The organism is Salinicoccus sp. CNSTN-B1, assembly GCF_054792835.1.
Window position 1 is genome coordinate 2,017,151 of sequence record NZ_JBTWMN010000004.1, and the last position, 21,917, is coordinate 2,039,067.

16 protein-coding genes and 8 pseudogenes are annotated in these 21,917 nt (G+C 48.1%); 10 read left to right on the top strand and 14 right to left on the bottom strand.

Annotated features, from left to right (window positions below; genetic code table 11):
• Positions 1 to 36: 36 nt before the first annotated feature.
• Positions 37 to 1,125, bottom strand: coding sequence for an NAD(P)H-dependent flavin oxidoreductase (locus ACYF68_RS11860; protein ID WP_461047079.1), 1,089 nt, complete (start codon positions 1,123 to 1,125; stop codon positions 37 to 39).
• 141 nt (positions 1,126 to 1,266) lie between these two features.
• On the opposite strand from ACYF68_RS11860, the gene ACYF68_RS11865 reads away from it, so the two are divergent.
• The 5 genes and pseudogenes from ACYF68_RS11865 (at position 1,267) to ACYF68_RS11885 (ending at position 6,066) form a co-directional block, all read left to right on the top strand.
• Positions 1,267 to 1,806 (top strand): glycerol-3-phosphate responsive antiterminator, encoded by a 540-nt coding sequence (locus tag ACYF68_RS11865; protein WP_461047081.1) that lies wholly within the window; start codon positions 1,267 to 1,269, stop codon positions 1,804 to 1,806.
• Between the two features lie 245 nt (positions 1,807 to 2,051).
• A complete protein-coding gene (locus tag ACYF68_RS11870; protein ID WP_461047082.1) occupies positions 2,052 to 2,318 on the top strand; it encodes an aquaporin in 267 nt (88 codons plus the stop codon).
• Positions 2,311 to 2,790, top strand: a pseudogene (locus ACYF68_RS11875) (MIP/aquaporin family protein); the annotation flags it as partial. The gene ACYF68_RS11870 and the pseudogene ACYF68_RS11875, both read left to right, overlap by 8 nt.
• Before the next feature lie 37 nt (positions 2,791 to 2,827).
• Positions 2,828 to 4,350, top strand: a pseudogene (gene glpK / locus ACYF68_RS11880) (glycerol kinase GlpK).
• 44 nt (positions 4,351 to 4,394) lie between these two features.
• Positions 4,395 to 6,066 (top strand): annotated as a pseudogene (locus tag ACYF68_RS11885) (glycerol-3-phosphate dehydrogenase/oxidase).
• A gap of 60 nt (positions 6,067 to 6,126) precedes the next feature.
• Here ACYF68_RS11885 and ACYF68_RS11890 read toward each other — a convergent pair.
• From ACYF68_RS11890 to clpB, 5 genes and pseudogenes are all read right to left on the bottom strand, one after another.
• Positions 6,127 to 6,901, bottom strand: a pseudogene (locus ACYF68_RS11890) (amino acid ABC transporter ATP-binding protein).
• Positions 6,901 to 7,607: pseudogene (locus ACYF68_RS11895) on the bottom strand (amino acid ABC transporter permease). The pseudogenes ACYF68_RS11890 and ACYF68_RS11895 overlap by 1 nt, the downstream one beginning before the upstream one ends.
• The gene (ehuC, locus tag ACYF68_RS11900; RefSeq protein WP_461047084.1) at positions 7,607 to 8,269 is read right to left on the bottom strand and encodes an ectoine/hydroxyectoine ABC transporter permease subunit EhuC; all 663 of its coding nucleotides are present in this window, start codon (positions 8,267 to 8,269) and stop codon (positions 7,607 to 7,609) included. The pseudogene ACYF68_RS11895 and the gene ehuC overlap by 1 nt, the downstream one beginning before the upstream one ends.
• Before the next feature lie 62 nt (positions 8,270 to 8,331).
• Positions 8,332 to 9,219: an ectoine/hydroxyectoine ABC transporter substrate-binding protein EhuB gene (gene ehuB, locus ACYF68_RS11905; protein ID WP_461047085.1), complete on the bottom strand. Its 888-nt coding sequence runs from the start codon at positions 9,217 to 9,219 to the stop codon at positions 8,332 to 8,334.
• A 206-nt stretch (positions 9,220 to 9,425) separates the two neighbouring features.
• A pseudogene (gene clpB, locus ACYF68_RS11910) lies at positions 9,426 to 12,013 on the bottom strand (ATP-dependent chaperone ClpB).
• 171 nt (positions 12,014 to 12,184) lie between these two features.
• Here clpB and ACYF68_RS11915 point away from each other — a divergent pair.
• Positions 12,185 to 13,006 carry an undecaprenyl-diphosphate phosphatase gene (locus tag ACYF68_RS11915; RefSeq protein ID WP_461047086.1) on the top strand — a complete coding sequence of 274 codons (822 nt, stop codon included), beginning with the start codon at positions 12,185 to 12,187 and terminating at the stop codon, positions 13,004 to 13,006.
• A gap of 60 nt (positions 13,007 to 13,066) precedes the next feature.
• On the opposite strand, the gene ACYF68_RS11920 is transcribed toward ACYF68_RS11915, so the two are convergent.
• The 3 genes from ACYF68_RS11920 to ACYF68_RS11930 all read right to left on the bottom strand — a co-directional run bounded on the left by ACYF68_RS11920 (position 13,067) and on the right by ACYF68_RS11930 (position 14,647).
• On the bottom strand, positions 13,067 to 13,912 hold the full coding sequence (locus ACYF68_RS11920; RefSeq protein ID WP_461047626.1) for an IS3 family transposase: 846 nt from the start codon (positions 13,910 to 13,912) through the stop codon (positions 13,067 to 13,069).
• Positions 13,909 to 14,226, bottom strand: coding sequence for a transposase (locus ACYF68_RS11925; protein WP_461046725.1), 318 nt, complete (start codon positions 14,224 to 14,226; stop codon positions 13,909 to 13,911). The genes ACYF68_RS11920 and ACYF68_RS11925 overlap by 4 nt, the downstream gene beginning before the upstream one ends.
• Before the next feature lie 112 nt (positions 14,227 to 14,338).
• Positions 14,339 to 14,647 (bottom strand): metal-sulfur cluster assembly factor, encoded by a 309-nt coding sequence (locus tag ACYF68_RS11930; RefSeq protein WP_344704190.1) that lies wholly within the window; start codon positions 14,645 to 14,647, stop codon positions 14,339 to 14,341.
• 109 nt (positions 14,648 to 14,756) lie between these two features.
• Here ACYF68_RS11930 and ACYF68_RS11935 point away from each other — a divergent pair, with 109 nt between their 5' ends.
• The 4 genes and pseudogenes from ACYF68_RS11935 (at position 14,757) to ACYF68_RS11950 (ending at position 17,727) form a co-directional block, all read left to right on the top strand.
• Positions 14,757 to 15,569, top strand: coding sequence for a Cof-type HAD-IIB family hydrolase (locus ACYF68_RS11935; protein WP_461047088.1), 813 nt, complete (start codon positions 14,757 to 14,759; stop codon positions 15,567 to 15,569).
• An 18-nt stretch (positions 15,570 to 15,587) separates the two neighbouring features.
• Complete coding sequence (locus ACYF68_RS11940; RefSeq protein ID WP_461047090.1) at positions 15,588 to 16,430, top strand: DegV family protein; 843 nt, start codon at positions 15,588 to 15,590, stop codon at positions 16,428 to 16,430.
• Positions 16,431 to 16,432: 2 nt separating this feature from the next.
• Positions 16,433 to 17,215 (top strand): annotated as a pseudogene (locus ACYF68_RS11945) (FAD-dependent oxidoreductase); the annotation flags it as partial.
• Between the two features lie 197 nt (positions 17,216 to 17,412).
• Positions 17,413 to 17,727, top strand: coding sequence for a hypothetical protein (locus ACYF68_RS11950; RefSeq protein ID WP_461047628.1), 315 nt, complete (start codon positions 17,413 to 17,415; stop codon positions 17,725 to 17,727).
• A 127-nt stretch (positions 17,728 to 17,854) separates the two neighbouring features.
• Here ACYF68_RS11950 and ACYF68_RS11955 read toward each other — a convergent pair whose 3' ends face one another.
• The 5 genes and pseudogenes from ACYF68_RS11955 to ACYF68_RS11975 form a co-directional block, all read right to left on the bottom strand.
• Complete coding sequence (locus tag ACYF68_RS11955) at positions 17,855 to 19,267, bottom strand: alpha-amylase family glycosyl hydrolase (protein ID WP_461047092.1); 1,413 nt, start codon at positions 19,265 to 19,267, stop codon at positions 17,855 to 17,857.
• A gap of 123 nt (positions 19,268 to 19,390) precedes the next feature.
• Positions 19,391 to 19,765 (bottom strand): YisL family protein, encoded by a 375-nt coding sequence (locus tag ACYF68_RS11960; RefSeq protein WP_461047094.1) that lies wholly within the window; start codon positions 19,763 to 19,765, stop codon positions 19,391 to 19,393.
• Between the two features lie 55 nt (positions 19,766 to 19,820).
• Positions 19,821 to 20,720: pseudogene (locus ACYF68_RS11965) on the bottom strand (fumarylacetoacetate hydrolase family protein).
• A gap of 35 nt (positions 20,721 to 20,755) precedes the next feature.
• Positions 20,756 to 21,685 (bottom strand): DUF418 domain-containing protein, encoded by a 930-nt coding sequence (locus tag ACYF68_RS11970; RefSeq protein ID WP_461047096.1) that lies wholly within the window; start codon positions 21,683 to 21,685, stop codon positions 20,756 to 20,758.
• Between the two features lie 8 nt (positions 21,686 to 21,693).
• Positions 21,694 to 21,876 (bottom strand): hypothetical protein, encoded by a 183-nt coding sequence (locus ACYF68_RS11975; RefSeq protein WP_461047098.1) that lies wholly within the window; start codon positions 21,874 to 21,876, stop codon positions 21,694 to 21,696.
• Positions 21,877 to 21,917: the final 41 nt, after the last annotated feature.

A 21,917-nucleotide genomic window follows, 5' to 3' on the forward strand; every position in this document is an offset into this window, starting at 1 on the left:
TGCCGCATGTGGCAGGTCATTTTTTTATCCTCCAAATCAAATTTCGAGGCGGAGTGCTTCCGTCTCCTCAATCAGTTTTGCGACCAGTGACTTTACCGGCAACTGGCGCGCCATATTTTTACCCTGACCAGCGAGCAGCATGGCATACTCTGTGGATCCTGCTGTCTTTGATGCATCTTGAATGGGCTGGGTCAATTTCCTCTGCACCGGATACTCCACCATGTATCCATCGTGTCCGGCCATCTCCTGTATAAAGCGGTTCTTGACTGCCCGCGCGGCACGCCCTGTAAACAGGCGCGTCAAAACAGACGGCGCATCACGCTCTGTTGAAAGCGCCTGCTTATGTACTGTATGGGCACCACTTTCTTCTGCAGAGAGAAATGCTGTACCAAGCTGGACGCCTGAAGCTCCAAGAATGCGTGCAGCCGCTATCCCCCGGCCATCCATTATACCACCTGCCGCAATAAGCGGAAGATTTGTGTGATCCCGGGTCTCTGGAATCAAGGTCATCAGACCGTTCAGGCTATCTTCAACATCCTTCAGGAAAGAGCCACGGTGCCCACCCGCTTCAGCCCCTTGCATGACAACCGCATCAAACCCTGCCCGTTCGATTGCCTCTGCTTCATTGACGGTGGTGGCGGTAGCGAGCAGGACGACGCCTGCTTCCTTCAACCGTTCGATATGACGGTTATCCGGGATGCCGAATATAAATGAGCAGACCGGGACCCGCTCTTCAATCACAGCGTCAATCTGCTGCTCGAACCGTAACTCCACCGTCTCAGGTGTCACAGGGTCGACCGGCTGCTGTTCAATCCCCAATTTATCGTAGACTGGCTTCAGCGTGTCAAAGGCGCGCGCCATGTCTGCGGTCGTCACTTCGAAATGCCATGGCACAAAAAGGTTCACCCCGAACGAATGCGAAGTCTTCTTTTTAACTTGCCGGATCAGCTTGCTGAGTGCCGGTGCTTCCAGGCTACCGCCGCCAATCATGCCGAGTCCGCCTGCATCGGACACCCCGGCCACCAGCTCCGCTGTTGTGATGCCTCCGGCCATCGGGGCTTGGATTATCGCATGTTTGATGCCAAGCATCTCCTTAAGCATTGCATTATCACGTGTATCAATCATTTATCAGCCCTCCTGGCAGTTCCCTGAAATGTCTTGCCGTCATACTTTGAATGTCTATACCCCGTTTTCCTATCCACTATACAATAGTGGACCAATACTTTATCATTAACGCAATACCAATTTTTTATTGAAGGGGAAAATATGAAGATTCTTCCAGCAATCCGCTCCTTAAAAGATTTTGAAAAACTGATCGGCAGTCCCTATCGATCATGCGTCATATTGGATATCCACATCGGTCATCTCGACAGCCATATCCGCACCGTCAAAAGCCATGGCTTCGAGGTCTATCTTCATCTGGATCTTATAAAGGGGTTGGCAGTCGACACTGCTTCCCTTGAATATATCCATCAGAAATATAAACCGACTGGCATCGTCACTACGCGGGGAAGGATCGTCAAAAAAGCACGGCAACTTGGCATGAAGACCATCCTGCGTGTCTTTGCCATCGATTCTTCGGCCATAGAAAAGAGCATCGAGCTCATCGATCAATGTCACCCTCATCTGATAGAAGTGCTGCCCGGTGTTGTACCAAAAGTCATCCACCTCTTCAAGCAGGAGGTTGCGGCCGATGTCATCGCCGGCGGGCTGATTGAAACGCAATCCGAAGTGGATGATGCGATTATGGCAGGTGCCAGTTATGTCACAACAAGCAAAACGTCCCTGTGGTTCGATAATATATGAATACGGTACCAACAAATAAGTTGACAGTTCATGTTCATTAGGGTAATTTTAGAAGTAAGTTAATATGACACGGAGAAAAAGAGCCCGCATTTGTAGCTTTCCACATAGCTACCAGTGTGGGATTTTTTATGTTCTATTAATGAATTGACAAACAAAGGAGTGGAAGCAATGAATGAACTCGTTGCGGAATTTGTAGGTACAGCCATATTGATCATTTTCGGGGAGGTGTTGTCGCCAACGTCACTTTGAAAGGGACGAAATCAAATGGCGCCGATTGGGCGGTCATAGCATTCGGATGGGGCTTTGCCGTCACATTCGCCGTCTATGCCATCGGACAGTTTTCGGGAGGTCACATCAATCCGGCAGTAACCCTTGGCTTCGCCGTCGCCGGCGCATTCCCATGGGACCAAGTCATCCCTTACATGATCGCCCAAGTACTCGGCGGACTGCTCGGGGGCATCATCGTCGGCTGCATTTCATGCCGCACTTCAAGGCAGAGGACGATGCCATGACGAAATTGGATGTATTCTCTACGTCCCGGCCCTACCGAACTATGTCGCAAACTTTGCCAGTGAAATCATCGGCACTTTCATACTGGTCATGGGGCTGCTCTTCATTGGAGCCAACGATTTTACAGAAGGTCTGAATCCACTGATCGTCGGTTTCCTCATCACCGCAATCGGGCTGAGCCTCGGCGGAACAACAGGCTACGCAATCAACCCGGCGCGTGACCTTGGCCCGCGTCTTGCCCACCTGCTGTTGCCGATACCCGGTAAACGCGATTCCAATTTCCGCTATGCAGCCGTTCCGGTTGTTGGGCCATTGGCTGGCGGTGCACTCGGGGCCGCGGTCTATAATAGTGTTTTCTTAGGAAAATCCGATATTTTTCTTTTCTTAGCCATTATTGCCGTTGTTTTGGTTCTCGTTTCAGGGGTATTTCTTAATAAGAGCATCCTTAAGGATGATGCAGCGAAGATGATGTAGTAGTACGCAATATATACTCATATAAAGGGGTTTTATAATGGAAAAGTATATTATGTCACTTGATCAGGGGACGACAAGCTCACGAGCCATCCTTTTTAATAAGGAAGGTGAAGTTGTCGCTACAAGCCAGAAGGAATTCAAGCAGTATTTCCCGCAGTCCGGCTGGGTGGAGCACAATGCAAACGAAATATGGAGTTCCGTACTTTCGGTTGTAGCAGGTGTCCTGTCAGAAAATGATATCAAAGCAGAACAGGTCGAAGCGATAGGCATCACCAACCAGCGTGAAACCACAGTCGTATGGGATAGGAATACGGGCGCCCGATCTACAATGCAATTGTCTGGCAATCTCGCCAGACCGCTGATATATGCGAAGAATTGAAGGAACAGGGCCATGAAGAGGTGTTCAACCGTAAAACCGGATTGCTGCTCGATCCCTACTTCTCAGGAACCAAAATAAAATGGATATTGGATAATGTCGATGGCGCCCGTGAAAAGGCTGAAAATGGCGATCTGCTCTTCGGCACGATTGATACATGGCTCATCTGGCGTTTTACAGAAGGCGAGACGCACGTAACTGATTATACGAACGCCAGCCGTACACTGCTCTACAACATACATGAGCTTGAATGGGACAAGGAGCTGCTTGATATCCTGGAAGTGCCTGAAAGCATGCTTCCGGAAGTGAAGTCTTCCAGTGAAGTATACGGCAAGACCACCAAAAACCATTTCTTCGGTCAGAACGTACCGATTGCCGGTGTCGCAGGTGACCAGCAGGCCGCATTGTTCGGTCAGACATGCTTCAATAAGGGAGATGCCAAAAACACCTACGGCACAGGATGTTTCCTGCTCATGAACACGGGTACCGAAGCGATACAGAGTGACAACGGATTATTGACCACCATTGCATACGGATATGACGGAGAAGTCAAATACGCATTGGAAGGTTCCATATTCGTTGCCGGCTCAGCGATCCAATGGCTGAGGGACGGACTACGCATGTTCAGTGACTCCAAACAGTCCGAATCCTATGCAAATGCAGTAGACTCCAACGGCGGTGTGTACCTCGTTCCGGGCTTCACAGGTCTCGGGGCACCGTATTGGGACTCAGAAGCACGAGGTGCTGTATTCGGACTCAGCCGTGGTACAGAGAAAGAACATCTTGTACGTGCCACACTCGAATCCCTCGCCTACCAGACGAAGGATGTCCTGGACGCGATGCAGAAAGATTCGGGCATCGATCTCGAAACATTGCGCGTCGATGGTGGCGCGGCAGCAAATGATTTCCTCATGCAATTCCAATCTGATATTCTGGGCACTCCCGTAGAACGCCCGGAAGTGCTCGAGACCACTGCACTTGGCTCTGCATATCTTGCTGGCCTCGCAGTCGGATATTGGGATTCCACCGACGAGATCAAATCGGTTTCTGATACCGACAGCGTATTTGAACCTGATATGAATCAGGACGAGCGTGACTCACTGTATGATGGCTGGCAGCATGCTGTCACTGCCACCCAGGCATTCAAACCTAAACAAAGTACAGCAGAAGAGGACACAGAGTAGAGCAGTCACCAGCCTTTACTTCAATCAATATAGGAGGTAAATCAATGTTAAATACTTTAACGCGTAAAGATCAGCTTCAGCATATGGAAAAAGTCGATTATGACATCGTCGTAATCGGCGGTGGCATCACAGGGGCAGGCATCGCTCTGGATGCTGCCAAACGGGGCATGAAGGTCGCACTTGTCGAGATGCAGGACTTTGCAGAAGGGACAAGCAGCCGCAGTACGAAACTTGTACATGGCGGATTGCGCTACTTGAAGCAGTTCCAGGTCGGCGTCGTGCGCGAAACGGGTCTTGAGCGTGCCATCGTCTATGAGAATGGGCCGCATGTCACCACACCGGAATGGATGTTACTCCCTTTCCATAAAGGCGGTACTTTCGGCAAGACGACTACAAGCATCGGCCTGCGTGTCTACGATATGCTTGCAGAAGTTAAAAAAAGCGAACAGCGTCAAATGCTCAGCGTCGAGGAAGTTCTGGAAAAGAACCCCTTGTCAAACGGGAAGATCTTCTCGGTGGTGGCTATTACGTCGAATATAAGACCGATGATGCACGCATGACACTTGAGGTCATGAAGAAGGCGGCAGAATTCGGTGCCGACCCGATCAACCATGTCAAAGCGACGGGCTTTGTCTATGATAAGGGTAAAGTAGTCGGCATCCATGCTGAAGACAACATCGGCGGCGGCACCTATCAGATTCTCGGCCGTCGTGTGATTAACGCCGGCGGGCCTTGGGTTGACGAAGTCAGATCGATGGACACGGTTTCCGAAAAGGGCAAAAAGCAGCTCTATCTTTCTAAAGGCGTCCACCTGGTTTTCGATCAGGAAGATTTCCCGCTCCGCCAGGCAGTCTATTTCGATGCAAAATCAGATGGTCGTATGATATTCGCGATTCCACGCGATGGCAAGACATACGTCGGCACGACCGACACCCATTATGAAGGCGATAAGCAGAACCCGGTTGCAGATGAAGATGACCGGAAATATGTTCTGGATGCTGCAAACTATATGTTCCCGGGACTTGACCTCGATGAGTCGAACATCGAATCCACTTGGGCTGGCATCCGTCCGCTCATCCTCGAAGAAGGGAAAGACCCTTCAGAAATTTCTCGTAAAGATGAAATATGGGAATCAGAGAGCGACCTGATTACAATTGCAGGCGGAAAACTCACTGGATACAGGCATATGGCTGAGGAAATAGTCGACCTTGTCGCCAAGCGCCTATCGAAGGAATATGGGCTGAAGTTCAACAAGGCCGCTACCAAAAACCAGCCAATGTCAGGGGAGACGTCGGCGGCAGTGCAGGTTTTGATGATTACGTCGCTCGAATTGCAGAACGTGCCCCTTCCTATGGCCTCTCTATAACGAATGGACAGCGCCTCGCCCGCCATTACGGTAGCAATACAGAGCACCTCTTTGAAATTGCCGGTGGCCTTGGCGAAGCATCCGAACATTATAAACTGCCAAAAGATGTGCACGCCCAAGTCATCTACAGCATACAGCATGAGATGGCAAACACCCCTCTCGACTATTTTGTCAGACGTACAGGTGACTTGTACTTCGAGATTGCACACGTCGATAAATGTAAAGATGGTGTCATCGAACTGATGGCTGATATACTGGATTATGATGAAGATACAAAGAAACAATATACTGAAGATCTGGAACAGGCTTGCCGCGAAGTACGGGGCGAGACTTCAGTAGGAATGGCATAACATAAATAGGGCCCGCCTTTTGAAGGCGGGCCCTATTTACGTCTGATGCTTCAATTCCACTTAACTTGAAGAATTCCTGAAGCGTTTTAGGAAGTCCTGCAGTCTTGGATTTTCAGATTGGTTGATGACTTCTTCTGCCGTGCCTGATTCTGCAATGACCCCGTCATCCAAAAAAAGTACACGATCTGCAATCTCAAGCGCAAAATCCATTTCGTGCGTGACCAGCACCATGGCCATCTCATCATGCTCGGCCAGATCCCTGATCACTTCGAGCACTTCTCCGACGAGCTCAGGGTCCAAGGCTGACGTCACTTCATCAAACAGCATGATTTTCGGTTTCATCACCAATGCTCGTGCCATGGCCACACGCTGCTTCTGTCCGCCTGACAAGTTCGCCGGATAAGCATCATATTTATCTCCAAGCCCTACGCGATCAAGCATCCTCCTGGCCTCTTCTTCTGCTTCCTTCTTCTTGTATTTCTTCACTTTTACAAGAGGCATTACACAATTGTCCAAGATTGTCTTATGGGGAAAAGATTAAAATGCTGAAACACCATGCCGATGTCTTTCCTGACTGAACGCAGATGTTTTTCATTGGCTCTCTTCTTTTTCCGCCAACTTCCATCTTCCAAAGGTTCTCACCTGCTACGATGATATCTCCGTCCGTCGGCTCTTCCAGAGTCATCAGCAATCTTATGATCGTCGTTTTCCCGGAACCACTTGGCCCGATTATCGCAATTTTTTCAGAAGGATAAATATCCAGATTGATACCCTTTAAAACATGTGTATCTCCAAATGATTTATGGACATCATCGTACTTTACAATTGGTTCCATTACTCACTCACTCCCACTTTCTTCTGCTTCTTATCAAATCGTCTGTTCATCTTGCCCTCAAGTTTGTTGATCAGCAATGCTGATGGATAGCTGAGCAATAGGAACAGAAGTGCCACGATGGTCAATGGTTCAATGTAGGACCAAGTCTGTGCGCCGTAGCTTCTTGCGATGCTGAGTATACCGACTACCCCTATCGTTGCAGCGAGCGGCACTTCCTTAAACAGTATTATCAAGTAGTTGCCAAGCATCGGAATCGTCGGTGGCAAGGCCTGGGCAGGATGACATTCAACCATCTGTCCTTCGTTGAAAGGTTAAGTGCAGTAGAAGCTTCCCGCTGACCTTTTTCCACGCTGTCGATGCCTGAGCGGTATACTTCACTGATATAAGTCGAGAAATGGATTCCCAAAGCCAACATGGCGGCTACAAATGGTGTAAATGACATCCCTACATAAGGGACCATCGGCCACGCAAAATATAGAAAGAATATCTGGACTATGGGAGGCGTGGATCTTATGAATTCCCTGACCCAGTAGATGATGAGGTTGAATGGCCGCCACGGCGTCGCTTCCAGCACAAGCCAGATGAAACCGGCAAGCATTGCCAACAGATAACTTACAACAGTCAGGCCAAGCGTTATCTTAAGCCCCTCCAAGATGATCGGAAATGCTTCCAGAAATGTTTCCCAACTCCAATATTGTGAATTCATCAGCTCGCCACTCCTTTCCTGGCGATTTTCTCACCTTTTTTAGATAGCCAGATCAATGGCAGTGCAATGATGAAATACATGATAAGCACCATGAAATAGGCGATTGGTCCTTCTGAGAGGTTGGAAGACCTATAGATATCCCCGTAGTAGAGGATGTCACTCAGACCAATCAGTGAAACAAGCGCTGTCCCTTTAAGTATCTGGATCGAATAGTTTCCAAACTCAGGCAGCATCAGCCTTAGAGCCTGAGGCAGGATGACTTGCCTCATCCTTTGGAACCTCGAAAGGTTTAATGCGATTGAGGCCTCTGTCTGACCCTTATTGATCGATAGGATCGAGCTGCGTACCACCTCAGACATATATGCACCATAGTTCAACCCGATCGCAATGACACCGACCCACCAATTGCTGCCAAGATCGATATTGAAAAGCATCGGTACGGCATAGTATAGCCAGAATAACTGCACAATCAGCGATGTACCTCTAAATATTTCCACATAGAAAGCTGTAAACCCTCTGAGCAGCAGATTCGTCGATAGACGTGAAAGTCCAGCGATGAAAGCCATTATAAAAGAAAATAAGGCTGCCACTAGAAATATGCTGATGGTCGTCCATGCTCCCTGAGACAGGTAGGTCAGTATATTCACCCAGTTTTCAAACATATTTCCCCACTCCTCTATTAAAATAAAAGCCCAGAGGGGCATCCCCACTGGGCCTGGAAAGATTATTCAGCTTCACAGAGTTCTTCAGTCGTCATCCCACCGACTTCAACCCTGTTGCTTTCTGCTTCAAAACCTTCGGCATCATCAAGGATCTGATCAATCGCGCCATCTTCTTTAAGTGTCTTCAGCGCTTCATTGTAAGCATCACGCAACTCTTCATCATCGAGGTTGAACGCCGCAGCACCGAAACTTGGAATACCTTCGATATCTGGCTGTTCGAAATCATCGACAATCTCTACGTCTTCACTATCCAACGATTCATAGGCTGCTCTTAGAGTTGCTTCAGTCGCTGCAGTAACATCAGCATTGCCTGATTGTACAGCGGATAGTTGCCCTGGAATGTCGCCTACCGACATGATCTGGCTTGGATCGACGCCCTCTTGATCAAGGAAATCAAATTGCGTCGTGCCCTCCATCAAAGCAACCTTCACATCTGGATTATCTGCTATATCAGCATAGCTTTTAATATTTTTCGGGTTGCCCGCCGCTACGACCAGCCCCTCTCCGTATTGCATTTCAGGTTCTGCAAACAGAGCGTTCTCACATCTATCCGGCAATATCGCCATACCAGCAGTAATGACATCATACTGGCCGGCCTGCACACCTGGTATCAACTCGCCCCAGTCAGTTAGATGACCTTCGACGTTGTCGATGCCCATTTCAGCGAATACAGCCTTGGCGATTTCTATGGCTGCACCTTCAAGTTCTCCGCTCTCCGAGTTTTCGTAGGCATATGGGGGTTCATTTGCAAACCCGATATTTACCGTGCCGCTTTCTTTCAGTTCATCCAATTTACTTGAACCAGAATCGGATTCTTCTGAATCGCCGTTGCCGCATGCGCCCAATATAAATATAAATCCAAGTGCGAGTAGTAGTGGAATTTTTTTCAATGAATTTCCTCCTAATAATTATTTGGATTATTCTGCCACGTGACTTGTACATTTTTAGTATACAGAACTGAGTTTGCCTGTCAAATTCAATAGATGCTTCCGCAAGGAACGATTGCCTCCCGTAACACCTGTCATTCCTAGTTTTCAAGCTATAGACCCATGGTTGAAAAATTCCCATAAAAAAAGCACCCGGAGGGTGCGTTCAGTTACATATCAAATTTAAGTCCATCATCATCGTAATCGATCTTGACATGGAGCCCTTCACTCAAGTCGGCTGCAATGAGTTTTCGTGCAAGCGGTGTCTCGATATGCCTCTGGATGAAGCGTTTGAGCGGCCTTGCACCGAATTGCGGTTCGTAGGCTTCCTCGGAAATCCAGTCTTTGACGGCTTCGGTGACTTCGATGGTCATATGCTGATCATCAAGACGCCGGTTCAGATCGTCAAGCAATTTCTGTGTAATCAGCTTCATATCTCCCGGGATAGTGGTGTAAAGATGACGATATCATCCATGCGGTTGATTATCTCAGGCTTGAAGTATTGATGCACTTCACGCATGACGATCTGCTTCGTATCCTCTGAAATCTCGCCTTCTTCAACCACCGTATCAAGCAGATGGTTCGAGCCGATATTTGAAGTCATGATGATGATTGTATTCCTGAAATCAACGGAACGGCCTTTGGAATCTGTGAGTCGGCCTTCATCAAGCAGCTGGAGCAGGATGTTGAATACATCACTGTGGGCTTTCTCGACTTCATCGAGCAATATTACGGAATAGGGTTGACGCCTTATTGCCTCGGTCAATTGTCCACCCTCTTCGTGTCCGATATAGCCAGGCGGGGCACCGATCAATCTGGAGACGGCGTGTTTTTCCATATATTCACTCATATCGATCCGTATCATGTGCTTTTCCGAATCGAACATCGTTGCGGCAAGGGTTTTTGCAAGCTCGGTCTTGCCCACACCTGTCGGTCCGAGGAAGAGGAAGCTGCCGATCGGGCGGTTCGGGTCTTTGATGCCTGCCCGGGCACGGATGACTGCATCCGATACGAGGTCGACCGCTTCATCTTGGCCGACGACCCGCTCATGCAGTATGTCTGCAAGTTTCAGCAGCTTGTCCTTCTCGGTTTCAACAAGCTTCGATACTGGAATACCGGTCCATTGGCTGACGATATATCCTATCTCGTCTTCGGTGACGACCTCGCGGATGATACGGTTTTCGCCGGCACTTTCTTCCTGCAGCGCTTCTGCCAATCTATCCAGTTCCTTCTCGAGTTGCGGCAGTCTGCCGTGGCGGAGTTCTGCCGCTTTCTCAAGCTCGTAATTATTTTCTGCTTCTTCAAGTTCCTGGCGGACCCTGTCGACTTCCTCACGCTTGTCGTTCACTTTTTGGATCTGGTCTTTTTCACGTTGGACGCGTTGAGCCAATGTCTGCTGCTCCTCGCGCACTTCCGACAGTTCCTTCTGGAGCTCTGCCAGACGGTTTTTGGAAACCGCATCATCTTCGGATTTAAGTGCCTGTTCCTCAATTTCAAGCTGCATTACACGACGGTTGATCTGATCGAGTTCCGTCGGATTGGAACCCATTTCAGTCCTGATTGTGGCACTTGCCTGATCCATCAGGTCAATCGCTTTGTCCGGCAGGAAACGATCTGTAATATAGCGATCTGACAGTTCTGCTGCAGCTACCAGGGCACGGTCTGTGATCCTGACGCCATGATGCACTTCGTAGCGTTCCTTAAGGCCCCTCAGTATGGAGATGGTATCCTCCACATCAGGTTCCGGCACCTGTACTTTCTGGAACCGGCGTTCCAGGGCCGAATCCTTCTCGATGTACTCACGGTATTCATTCAGCGTGGTCGCACCGATGCAGTGCAGTTCGCCGCGTGCAAGCATAGGCTTGAGCATATTGCCGGCATCCATCGCCCCTTCGGTCTTGCCTGCGCCGACGAGCATATGGATTTCATCTATGAACAGGATGATGCGCCCTTCTGATTCCTTCACTTCCTTCAGGACCGCTTTAAGGCGTTCTTCAAATTCACCGCGGTATTTGGCGCCTGCCACCAATGCTGATAAATCGAGTTCGAAGATCGTCTTGTCGAGCAGGCTGTCCGGCACATCCTTGCGTACGATGCGCTGAGCCAGGCCTTCAACGATGGCTGTCTTACCGACTCCCGGTTCTCCGATGAGCACCGGGTTGTTTTTGCGCTTGCGGCTCAGTATGCGTATGGAGTTGCGGATTTCCTCATCCCGGCCAATTACGGGGTCTACATTCCCGCTCCTGACTGCTTCGACAAGGTCACGACCGTATTTTTCAAGCGCTTCGTACTGCACTTCCGGGTTTTGTGTGGTCACATGGTTTCCCCCTCTTGCTTTATTGATGATTTCCTTGATCACTTCCGTCTTATTGTCGACCGCTTCTTTTAGTATCTGTTCCTTTTCCATGCCTGCGAGCAGGACGTGTTCGATGGAGACGTACTCATCCTTCATTTCCGTCATGATTTTTTCGGCGCGGTCCATCACTTGGGTAAAGCCATTCGACATATATTGTCCGTACTGCACATTGTCGCCTTTGACGACATTGTACTTCTTCAATTTTTCATCATACTGTGCAATGATTTCACCGGTATTGATGGACGCCCGCTCCAATACATCCTTGGCCATGCTTTCATCCACTGTGAGCATAGCCTTCATCAGTGCTTCCGTTTCAATCGACTGCAGCTTCAGATCGACCGAAATGGATTGCGCCCGTTCTATAACCGTCTGCACGGTATAAGTCATTCTGTTGATATCCATATTGTTCACCTCTTTAATAATGAATGTGCAGTGATGCTGTGCCATAAATATGTTTGACCTTTTTTGACCTTAACTATATTATACACCTATGCAGTCATTTTTCAAGCAATTGATGGCTTTTAAAGCAAATTTATTCTATATTATAGTATAGGAATTTTAGGAGGGACAGTTTTGGATATCATTGAACTTATACGCTATATTTTTCTTGGTCTGCTTCAGGGTTTCACCGAGCCGATACCCGTTTCATCGAGTGGCCATCTTGTCATTGCACGTGAACTGCTCGGAGTCGAAGCCAAGGGACTTTCCTTTGAAATATTACTTAATACAGCTTCCCTTATCGCAGTCCTCTACATATACAGGGCGGACATCACTGAAATCATCGTCAATTTGTCGCGCTTCATTTTTAAAGGGGCGCGTGATGAAGAGGCGGCAGAAGATTTCCGCTATGTCATATATCTTATCATCGCCACCATTCCGGTCGGCATTTTGGGCATTCTCCTGAAGGATATCATAGGGGATAACGTCTCCATGCTGACAGTCGGCTTCATGCTGCTTGTCACAGGTCTTGCCCTCTGGTTCATCAAAAATAAGCGTGGACAGAAGAAGGATGGGGATATCCGCTTCCGGGATGCCATCATCGTCGGGGCGGCACAGTGCGTGGCACTCATGCCCGGCATCAGCCGCAGCGGCGCAACACTTGTCGGTGCCATGGCGGTCGGTATGAACCAGAAGAACGCTCTGCGTTTTGTCTTCCTGCTCTATATCCCCGTCTCCCTCGGTACAGCGCTGATATCGGTCGATGACCTCGTCAACGATCCGAATCTGTCCGCATTATCGGTGCCTTACCTGTTGGCTTTCATCGCCAGTCTGATAGCCACTTATATTGCCCTGAAATGGCTTCAGAACATCATGGAAAAAGGCAATCTTGCACTTTTCAGCTACTATTGTTTCGCAATCGGTGCGTTTGCCATCATCTACCATCTTGTTGCATAAAAAAAAGCACTCTTAGACTGACCTAGCAGTATGAGACACATATAAAACACCTTCATTAGGCTACCTTCCTCCAAAATGAATTGGAGGAAGGTAGCCTAATTTTTCTTGTATTCTTTCTTCGTTATAGTACTTTAAGTATTGATTCACACGTGAAATCGTCTCAACATTACTGAGTGAATTGAATCTGGTGTATATAAACGCTTCAGACTTCAGGTTAGAATGGAACGATTCGATGACCGCATTATCCCAACAGTTCCCGCGTCTGGACATGCTGCTCACCAGATTATTTTCCATTACATATGACTGATAGGCATATGATGTATACACACTCCCTTGGTCCGAATGAATGATCACGCCTTTAGGATGTGCCCGTTTCTCCAAAGCTTCTTTCAGTGTATCCAGCACTAATGGCGTCTGCTGATGATTATACAATTTGGCTGCGACAATCTCATTGTTGTAAAGATCTATAATCGTTGACAGGTACTGCACAGTGCGCCCGTATTGGATGTAAGTAATGTCCGTGACCCATTTTTGGTTGGGCGCGGCAGCCTGAAAGTCACGCTTGATTCGATCGGGTGCGATAATAATGGTTTCCCCTTGTGACTGCCATTTCTTTTTCGGCTTAATCCGGCATTGTAGATGATATTTCTGCATGATGCGCTGCACAGTGTTCCGATTCCTTTTGATATTGTAGTCTCGCTGCAACAACGCTCTCACCTTGCGATGGCCGTATCGATACTTCGTCGACTCACATATATCAATGATTGTCCGCTCGACATCGGTCAACGATGAATCAGTGGCTTCCGATCGCCATCGGTAGTAGGTTGAACGCGGCACAAGCAATGCACTTAAAATGGCAGTAATCGTGTATTTGGTCTGCATTCTTTCAACAAGTGTCAGAACTATTTCTTTTTCAACTCCTTTTCGATCGCCATATACTTTTTTAAAATATCGTTCTCCATCTTCAAATGTTCAATCTGACGATCTTTTCGTTCATCAGCTGAGCGCGCTTCAGGACCATGTCCATAGGTATACTGCTTTCCAATCGGTTGATCAAATCGATAAAGTTCCCCTTGCTTATACCATCTGACCCATGTGGAAATTTGAGATTTATTCTTGATGCCGTATTTCTCCATAATTTCATTTGTAGTCAATTCACCCGCCATTTTCGCTTTGACCACTGCCCACTTGGTCTCACTTGAATATACGTTTTTGCCCATGCAAAAACACCTCCGATTCAGTACTTGATGAACATTGTACCATTTCGAAGGTGTTTTATATTGTCTCAAATAATTAGGTTAGTCTACTCTGATGAGTGCTTTTTTCATGCCTTTAGCTGACGCCAAGCGCAATCTTCGCGTAGCGGCTCATTTTATCTTTATCCCATGGTGGGTTCCAGACGATGTTGACTTCAGTCTCTTCCACTTCCGGCAATTCCGAAAGCGCCTGTTTGACTGAATCGACAATCTGCGGCCCCATCGGACAACCCATTGAAGTCAATGTCATCTCGACACCAGCATTGCCATCTTCATCGAGATGTACGCCGTAGACCAGTCCAAGGTTGACTATATCGATGCCAAGTTCCGGGTCGATCACGTTCTCGAGTGCGCCCATCATACTTTCTTCCATCATTTTATCCATTTATCTCACTCCTTCCAGAGTATATACTATTAATATATCAAAAAAACCACACTAGATAAACATAAATGATATGATAGTTTTATGAATATTAACAAGGAGATTTTGCATAATGGAAAAACATCTTATATGTCTCGACCTTGATGGGACGTTGCTGACAGACGAAAAGGAGATCAGCCCGTTCACTAAAAAGGTCCTGCTCGAACTCAAGGAGATGGGGCATGAACTGATGATATCGACCGGCCGTCCCTACAGGGCGAGCGAACCCTATTACAGGGAACTGGACATGGATACTCCGATAGTCAATTTCAACGGGGCGTTCGTCCATCATCCAAGCGACCTCTACTTCCGGACCGTCCACGAGGAACTTGATCTGGGAGTCGCCCAGGAGATCGTGCGCCGGGTGCCTGACCTCAACATCCAAAATATAATTGCTGAAGTCAAGGACAACGTCTATCTCCACTATCATGATGAGGTTCTCTTTGAAGCCTTCAGCATGGGTAACCCCGAGATAAGGATCGGTGACCTGACTCAGACCATCGAATCAGGCCCGACCACAATCCTGATTCAGGCAGAGGAGCCTGAAGTGCCGAACATCAGACAAGCACTGGATGACCTTTTTGCGGACGCCATCGAACATCGGCGCTGGGGCGCACCCTACCCTGTAATAGAAATCGTCAAAAAAGGCATCAACAAAGCAGTCGGCATCAATTACGTCCGTGGCTACATGGGCATCGATCAGAAGAATATCATTGCATTCGGCGATGAGGACAATGATACCGAAATGATCAAATATGCCGAACATGGCGTGGCTATGGGCAACGCGATAAAAGAAATACAGGATGCAGCAGATTATACGACAGACACAAACAACAATGACGGCATCGGACAATTCCTGAACGATTTTTTCAAATTGCGTCTATAAAAGGAAGGAGCGGTTAATATGAAATTGCTAGTGGACAGCTGTTCAGACATTCCCCTACAGCAGCTTAAGGAGATGGACATCGAGATGATCCCGTTGCGCATCACCATCGACGACAACGATTACCATGATCAGTATGAGATTTCGAGCTTGGAAGTGTTGGAAGCCATCACAGAAGGTAAGCGCCCATTGACGAGTCAGGCAAACCCTGAAGATTTCACCAATATCTTCAGGAAATATGCAAAAAAAGAAGAATCCATCCTATATATTGCATTTTCAAGTGAGTTGTCAGGCACTTATCAGAGTGCCCTGATAGCCCGTGATACAGTCATCGAGGAGCTTCCTGAAGCGGATATCACAATCATCGATACCAAGTCCGCGAGCTATGGTCTCGGCATGATAATAGAGCGCGCCCATGGATACTTGAAGGAAGGTATGGAAAAAGACGTCATGATTGAACAGATAGAACAGGATGTGAAGAACATCCGCCATTTCTTCACAGTAAACGATCTTGACTATCTTGCTAAGGGCGGTCGCCTGTCGAAAGGTCAGGCATTCCTCGGCGGACTGCTCAACATCAAACCACTCCTCCATGTCGAAGATGGGAAACTTGTGCCCCTTGAAAAGCATCGCGGCATAAAAAAGGTGTTCTCAAGCATGACCAAGCATCTCCTTGCCGACAACGTCACACATGAAGTGCACCTGACCCATTCAAATGCGGAAGCCCAGGCAGAACAGCTGAAAAAGAAGATACTCGAAGATACAAATGTTCCCGATGTGAAGATTTCAACCATCGGACCCACCATAAGCAGCCATACCGGGAACGGTACTGTGGCAATGTTCTATTTCAACGAAGGAGTGTAAAAATGACACAAGTCATCATCGTCGGGGGAGTCGCTGGCGGCGCCACAACTGCCGCCCAACTCCGTAGGCTCGATCCGGAAATCGATATTACCATCTATGAAAAAGGCCCGCACATCAGTTATGGAAACTGCGGGATGCCCTATCATGTAGGAGGGGAAGTAGAAAGGCGCGACCAACTCATCGCCGCTACTCCTGAATCCTTCAAGGAGCGTGATGTCATCGTCAAAACACGCCATGAAGTAGTCGGCGTCGATCCGGATGGCAAGACAGTAAATGTCAAAAATCTTGAGGACGGCAATGTCTTTAAAGCAGCGTATGACCACTTGGTGCTATCACCTGGGGCCAGTCCACGGATCATCCCGGCCTTGGAGAATGTCCCTCAGGCATTTGTCCTTCATGCCCTTCACCATATGGACGCCATAAAATCGTATATCGAAGAACATGATATTGATCATGTGGTCGTCGTGGGCGCCGGGTACATCAGCCTTGAAATGGTCGAAAACCTCGTCCAACGTGGCATCCATGTTACGCTGGTGCACCGACGTAAGGAAATATACGCCCCCCTTGAGAGCGACATGAGCGACTTCTTCCTGGAAGCACTTCACAAGCACGACGTGGAAGTAAAACTCGAGGCGGAAATTGAAAAGGTCGAAGGCGATACTGCCACGTTATCGACTGGCGAGGAGATTTCTGCTCCAATGATCATTGCAGGCATCGGCATCAATCCATCAACTGGATTCCTGGAAGGGTCAGGCATCACATTGAATGATTCCGGTCACATATGCACAGATGACCGCGGACGGACAAATAAGGATGCCGTCTATGCGCTCGGGGATTCAATCGAGACGTTCTATCAGCATGTGAAAGACCGGCGCGTCAACGTCGCCCTGGCGTGGGGGCGCATCGCCTTGCGTTCGTCATCAGCCATCAGATCAGCGGAAATGAAGCGGTGCGCTTTGAAGGGCTACTCGGCACCAACATCATGCGCTTCTTCGATTATGATATTGCAGGTCTTGGTTTGTCTGAAGAAGAACTGGAAGACTACCCTTACTTCGTCGTCGATCACACCCAGAAAAACAAAGCAGGATATATGGCAGACAGTAGTCCAATACGAGTCAGGGTATACGCCCATAAAGAAGACGGCAGTATACTACGCGCCTCAGTCGTCGGCACTGAAGGTGTCGATAAACGCATCGACATCCTTGCCACCCACATCAGGCTTGGTGGATCCGTCACTGATCTCACCAATATCGAAGTCGCCTATTCCCCCCATACTCAAGCCCTAAAAGCGTCTTGAACATGGTGGGATATAAAGCCATCGAAAAAATGAATGAATACCGCTAAAGATAAAGGACCAGCTGGGCTCCATTATGGAGCCCAGCTGGTCCTTTGTTGATCAAGTCATCTTCTATTTCCTAATCCAATCACTTCTCGTCCTTCGGTCGGCGCCTCTTTGCGACCAGCCAGACGAAGAGGCCGAAGCCCCCGAAAATGAGCAGGCCTGCATATATATAGCCATTGTTCATTCCGGTTTCTTCAATGATGGCATAGAGTTCGCTCTCTTCACGGTCCAATACCGCAAGGAACGCATCATCTTCCATGTCACTGCCGCGGATCAGGTCGCCTATGAGCATGCCGCTGAGCATCTTGCTTTCATCTTCACCCTCAAACGGCACTTTTACATTTTCAGTGGCTGAGGTACTGTTTATGTTCAATACAAAATCCACGTCTGATGTATAATAGCGCTGCACGAAGTGACCATCCTCATTTTTGATGACTTCAGTCTCGCCTTGGTAGATCTGGGGATGCTTTTGCGTCACTTCATTGATGGCTTCAATTTCATCCACCAGCTCCTGGTCTGTCCATAGATCCATCTGTCTGTGGACAATCGGGATTTCATCGCCGTTCAATGCAATTTCAGTACCATACTGAAACGCGATAGGCCCCTGATAGGCATACAAGTAAGTGGTCAGTTGATTGATGCGCGTGCCGGGGAACATATCTGCCTCCACTACATCATGGGTGAAGCGCTCACTGAACCAGTGGTCTGCAAGAAGCAGGGTACCGTCTGTCGGGTAGGCAGGGATTTCACGGTCAGGCTTACTGAAGCCATATGATAAGGCTTCCTGCAGATCATTTGAAGCAGCATGGTCGAAGCCTTCCAGTGAAATATCATCGGCGCCACTTATTCCATAGGTCGTGACATCTTCAGGCAGAAATTCTTTGGCGTCGATGCCATCCTGGATTACCGTCATGCTGAGTCCATCGATATTGTATGCCTCAGTGAACTCACGTGCCATTTCCTTGTATCGTTTCTGGTTTTCAGCGTTTTGGAGGTCTATGAATTCTGCCTCAATCATGTCGTAATAGTCCTGTTGGATATCATTCAATACGGGCGCATCAAAAGCGGTATAACCTTCGGTCAAAGTGGCCGGCATATCGACGATGACATCCATCCCCCGCTCATGCGCGGCATCTATCAGGCTTTGAAACGCTTCCGGCCCCCCGAAAGCTTCTTCAATCTCACCATATTCTTTAACGTCATAGCCCAGATAATCATCTTCGGCCCGGTCGAATACAGGAGACAGCATCAAGGCGTTGAACCCCATATCCTTTATGTAGTCCAGATTGCTTTCGATACCTTGGAAATCACCGCCGAATGGCAACGGTGTTTCTTTCTCATCAGTTACATTGATGTCATTTCCGTCATCTCCACTCATGAACCGGTCGACAACGATGGTATAGATTCTGTTATTGGTTGTTTCTGCAGATGCTGTGTCATAGGTCAAACCGAATGCCATCAACAGCATCGCCATATATATCATAGTTTTCTTCATTGCGATCCTACCTTCTGCTTTTATAGGTTCAGTATACTAGATAACGTTTTAAAAAAGGTTCATTTCAATAAACGTTCACAAATTTCCATGAAAAAAGACACTCCTAAAGGAGTGCCTCTGCCATTACTGGAACATTGCGCTCAAAGGACCCATCGGCAAGTAGATGCCGAGTGCAATCGTGATGACCAGGAATACGATGAGTCCAATCATAAGATTGCGGCCTGTGCCTTTTTTACGCTGCTTGATGATGGCCATTTCCATCAGGCCGATCGTCACCAATCCAAGAAGGAATTTGATGCCATAGAGCATCTGGTTGCCGCTGCCGAAATCGAGGAACAGCATAAGGCCACTGAATAGGATGATCAGATAGACCAGCCTCAACACCATGTGCAGCGGTTTCGAGTATTTCGATTCGCCATCCGGATAATCGATTGAATTATAAGTGATGAAAAACAGGATGATCGCGAGGACCAGTGCCGTTAAGTGCAGATGTATCACATAAATCTTCCTTTCAAATATGAATCATCAATATTCTATCATATTTAAGAGGAAATTACTTCCCAATATGCGTAGTGAGGGTACCGATGCCATTGATTGCGATGCGCACCTCGTCACCCGGCTGCAGGAATTTCTGGGGATCCATGCCGGCACCGACTCCTCCCGGGGTACCCGTTGCGATGACATCACCCGGCTCCAGCACGACAAATTTGGAGATTTCCGCAATGAGTTCGTCCAATTTGAGGACCATCTCCTTCGTGCTGCCGTCCTGGCGGATTTCATCGTTCACTTTAGTCACGATGGATGTCTCTTCCGGGTTCGGAAGTTCATCTTTAGTTACGATGAATGGCCCCATCGGACAGCCACCCTTCAAGCTCTTCGACAAGAAGGCCTGCTTATGCTCCTTTTGAAGGTCGCGTGCAGTAATATCATTGATGATTGTATAGCCATATATATAGTCAAGCGCCATTGAACTCGGAACCTTCTCGGCACGTTTTCCGATGACTACACCGAGTTCCCCTCATAGTCGAGTTGGCTAGTGATATCCTGATGGTTCGGTATCGTTTCCCCATCTCCACCAGACTCGTCGCCGCTTTGGTGAAGACATAGAGGCTTTGCACCTCATTGTTCATTTCGTCGGCATGGGACTGGTAGTTTCGTCCGAAAGCAATCACATTATTCGGAGGGGTTACAGGCGCTTTGAATGTAATTTCATCGAAAGGCGCTTTATATTGGTCCGGATTTTCGGAAGCTTCTGCTTTCTCCACAAGTTTACGTACTAATTCCTGGAAGTCGAGTGTGTGATACTTTGAGATGCCTTCCAGAAGTGTTTTGGATATGCTTCCTCCGAGCCGAATGCCTCAAACAATCTTGGCAGGATCCACGCACTCTCTTCACGCTTTACTTTGACGCCGTAATACGTATGGTCCTGGTAATAGAATGTTAGAAATTTCATGGAATACGCTCCTCTTATTATGTGTATTTATTATATTATAACATGTCTCTCTTGTTTTTCATGTCATTTTCAGAATTATTCGCAAACAAATGCTCGATTCCTTTCACATTATACTTTTCCATGACAGCAGAGAGCACGAGGAGAAAGATGTAGACTGCTGAAGCAAGCCATATCATGGAAGAAATCTCCATTTCTCCATACAAGCGCATGCCAATACCATAGAAGACAAGCATGAACATGATATTCGATAACACATAAAGCGTGACGATGTATCTACCGGCACGGCTGAATACGCCGATGATCCTCCCTGGCAGGACTATAGTGGCATACGCCAACAGGAAGAAATAGCCCAAGGCGAGGACAGGGCCACCAAAGTTTTCGGCAAGCAGTCGTCCACTGTAACTTCCAAGCGTCAGTACTTGGGCCATCTTCATTGCGATTCCACCACCTGCCAGCACGACGAAAAGTACGATGGCCATCACGGGCCCGGCAGCAATCATCCGGACAACATCCAGCTTGCCGAAGGAAAGTCCGATGAGCAGCCAGGGCAGGACGGTGAATATGAGACCATACAAGCTGCTCAATGCATTCTGTGAAAATATTTCAATATTCATCGCGACAATCGCAAAATAGTCCGTATCGCGGAAGACGGAAGTGTACTCCGTCACATCCTGCATGGCCGTATAGATGATGTCTGTCGGAGACCCTATGTTTGTAAAGAAACCGACAAGTACATTCGCTGTCAGATGCACAGCAAACAAGGCTAAGCCGCTAAACAGCGGTGCGCTCCAGTGCGCCCTCACGAATAACACCGTCACCAGGCCCATCAGCGCCAGTCCGGGAAGGAAATCGAATGCGTGGACGAAAAATGTATGCACTATTCCCAGAGCCAATAGAAATCCGAGCACCTTAGCCAGGTTCCCGACGCCAATCCCCCTATAGGAATGGAGGAGATAGCCGCCCACAAGTGCAATCAGGGGACGACTGCTCCTCCGATGAAGATATCAAGCGCTAGGAAAGTGCTGAGATTGATTCCGTGCAAGTATTCGTATGGGTTCACTGCATCGTAGGGCATCATGAAATATAATCCGTTCATCAGGAGGGCAAGGAACAAGGCAAAGCCAAGTATACTTCTGGCCCTCATATTATCAGTCATCAATTTTAACCGCTCCATACTCAAAGAAATATAGGTATACA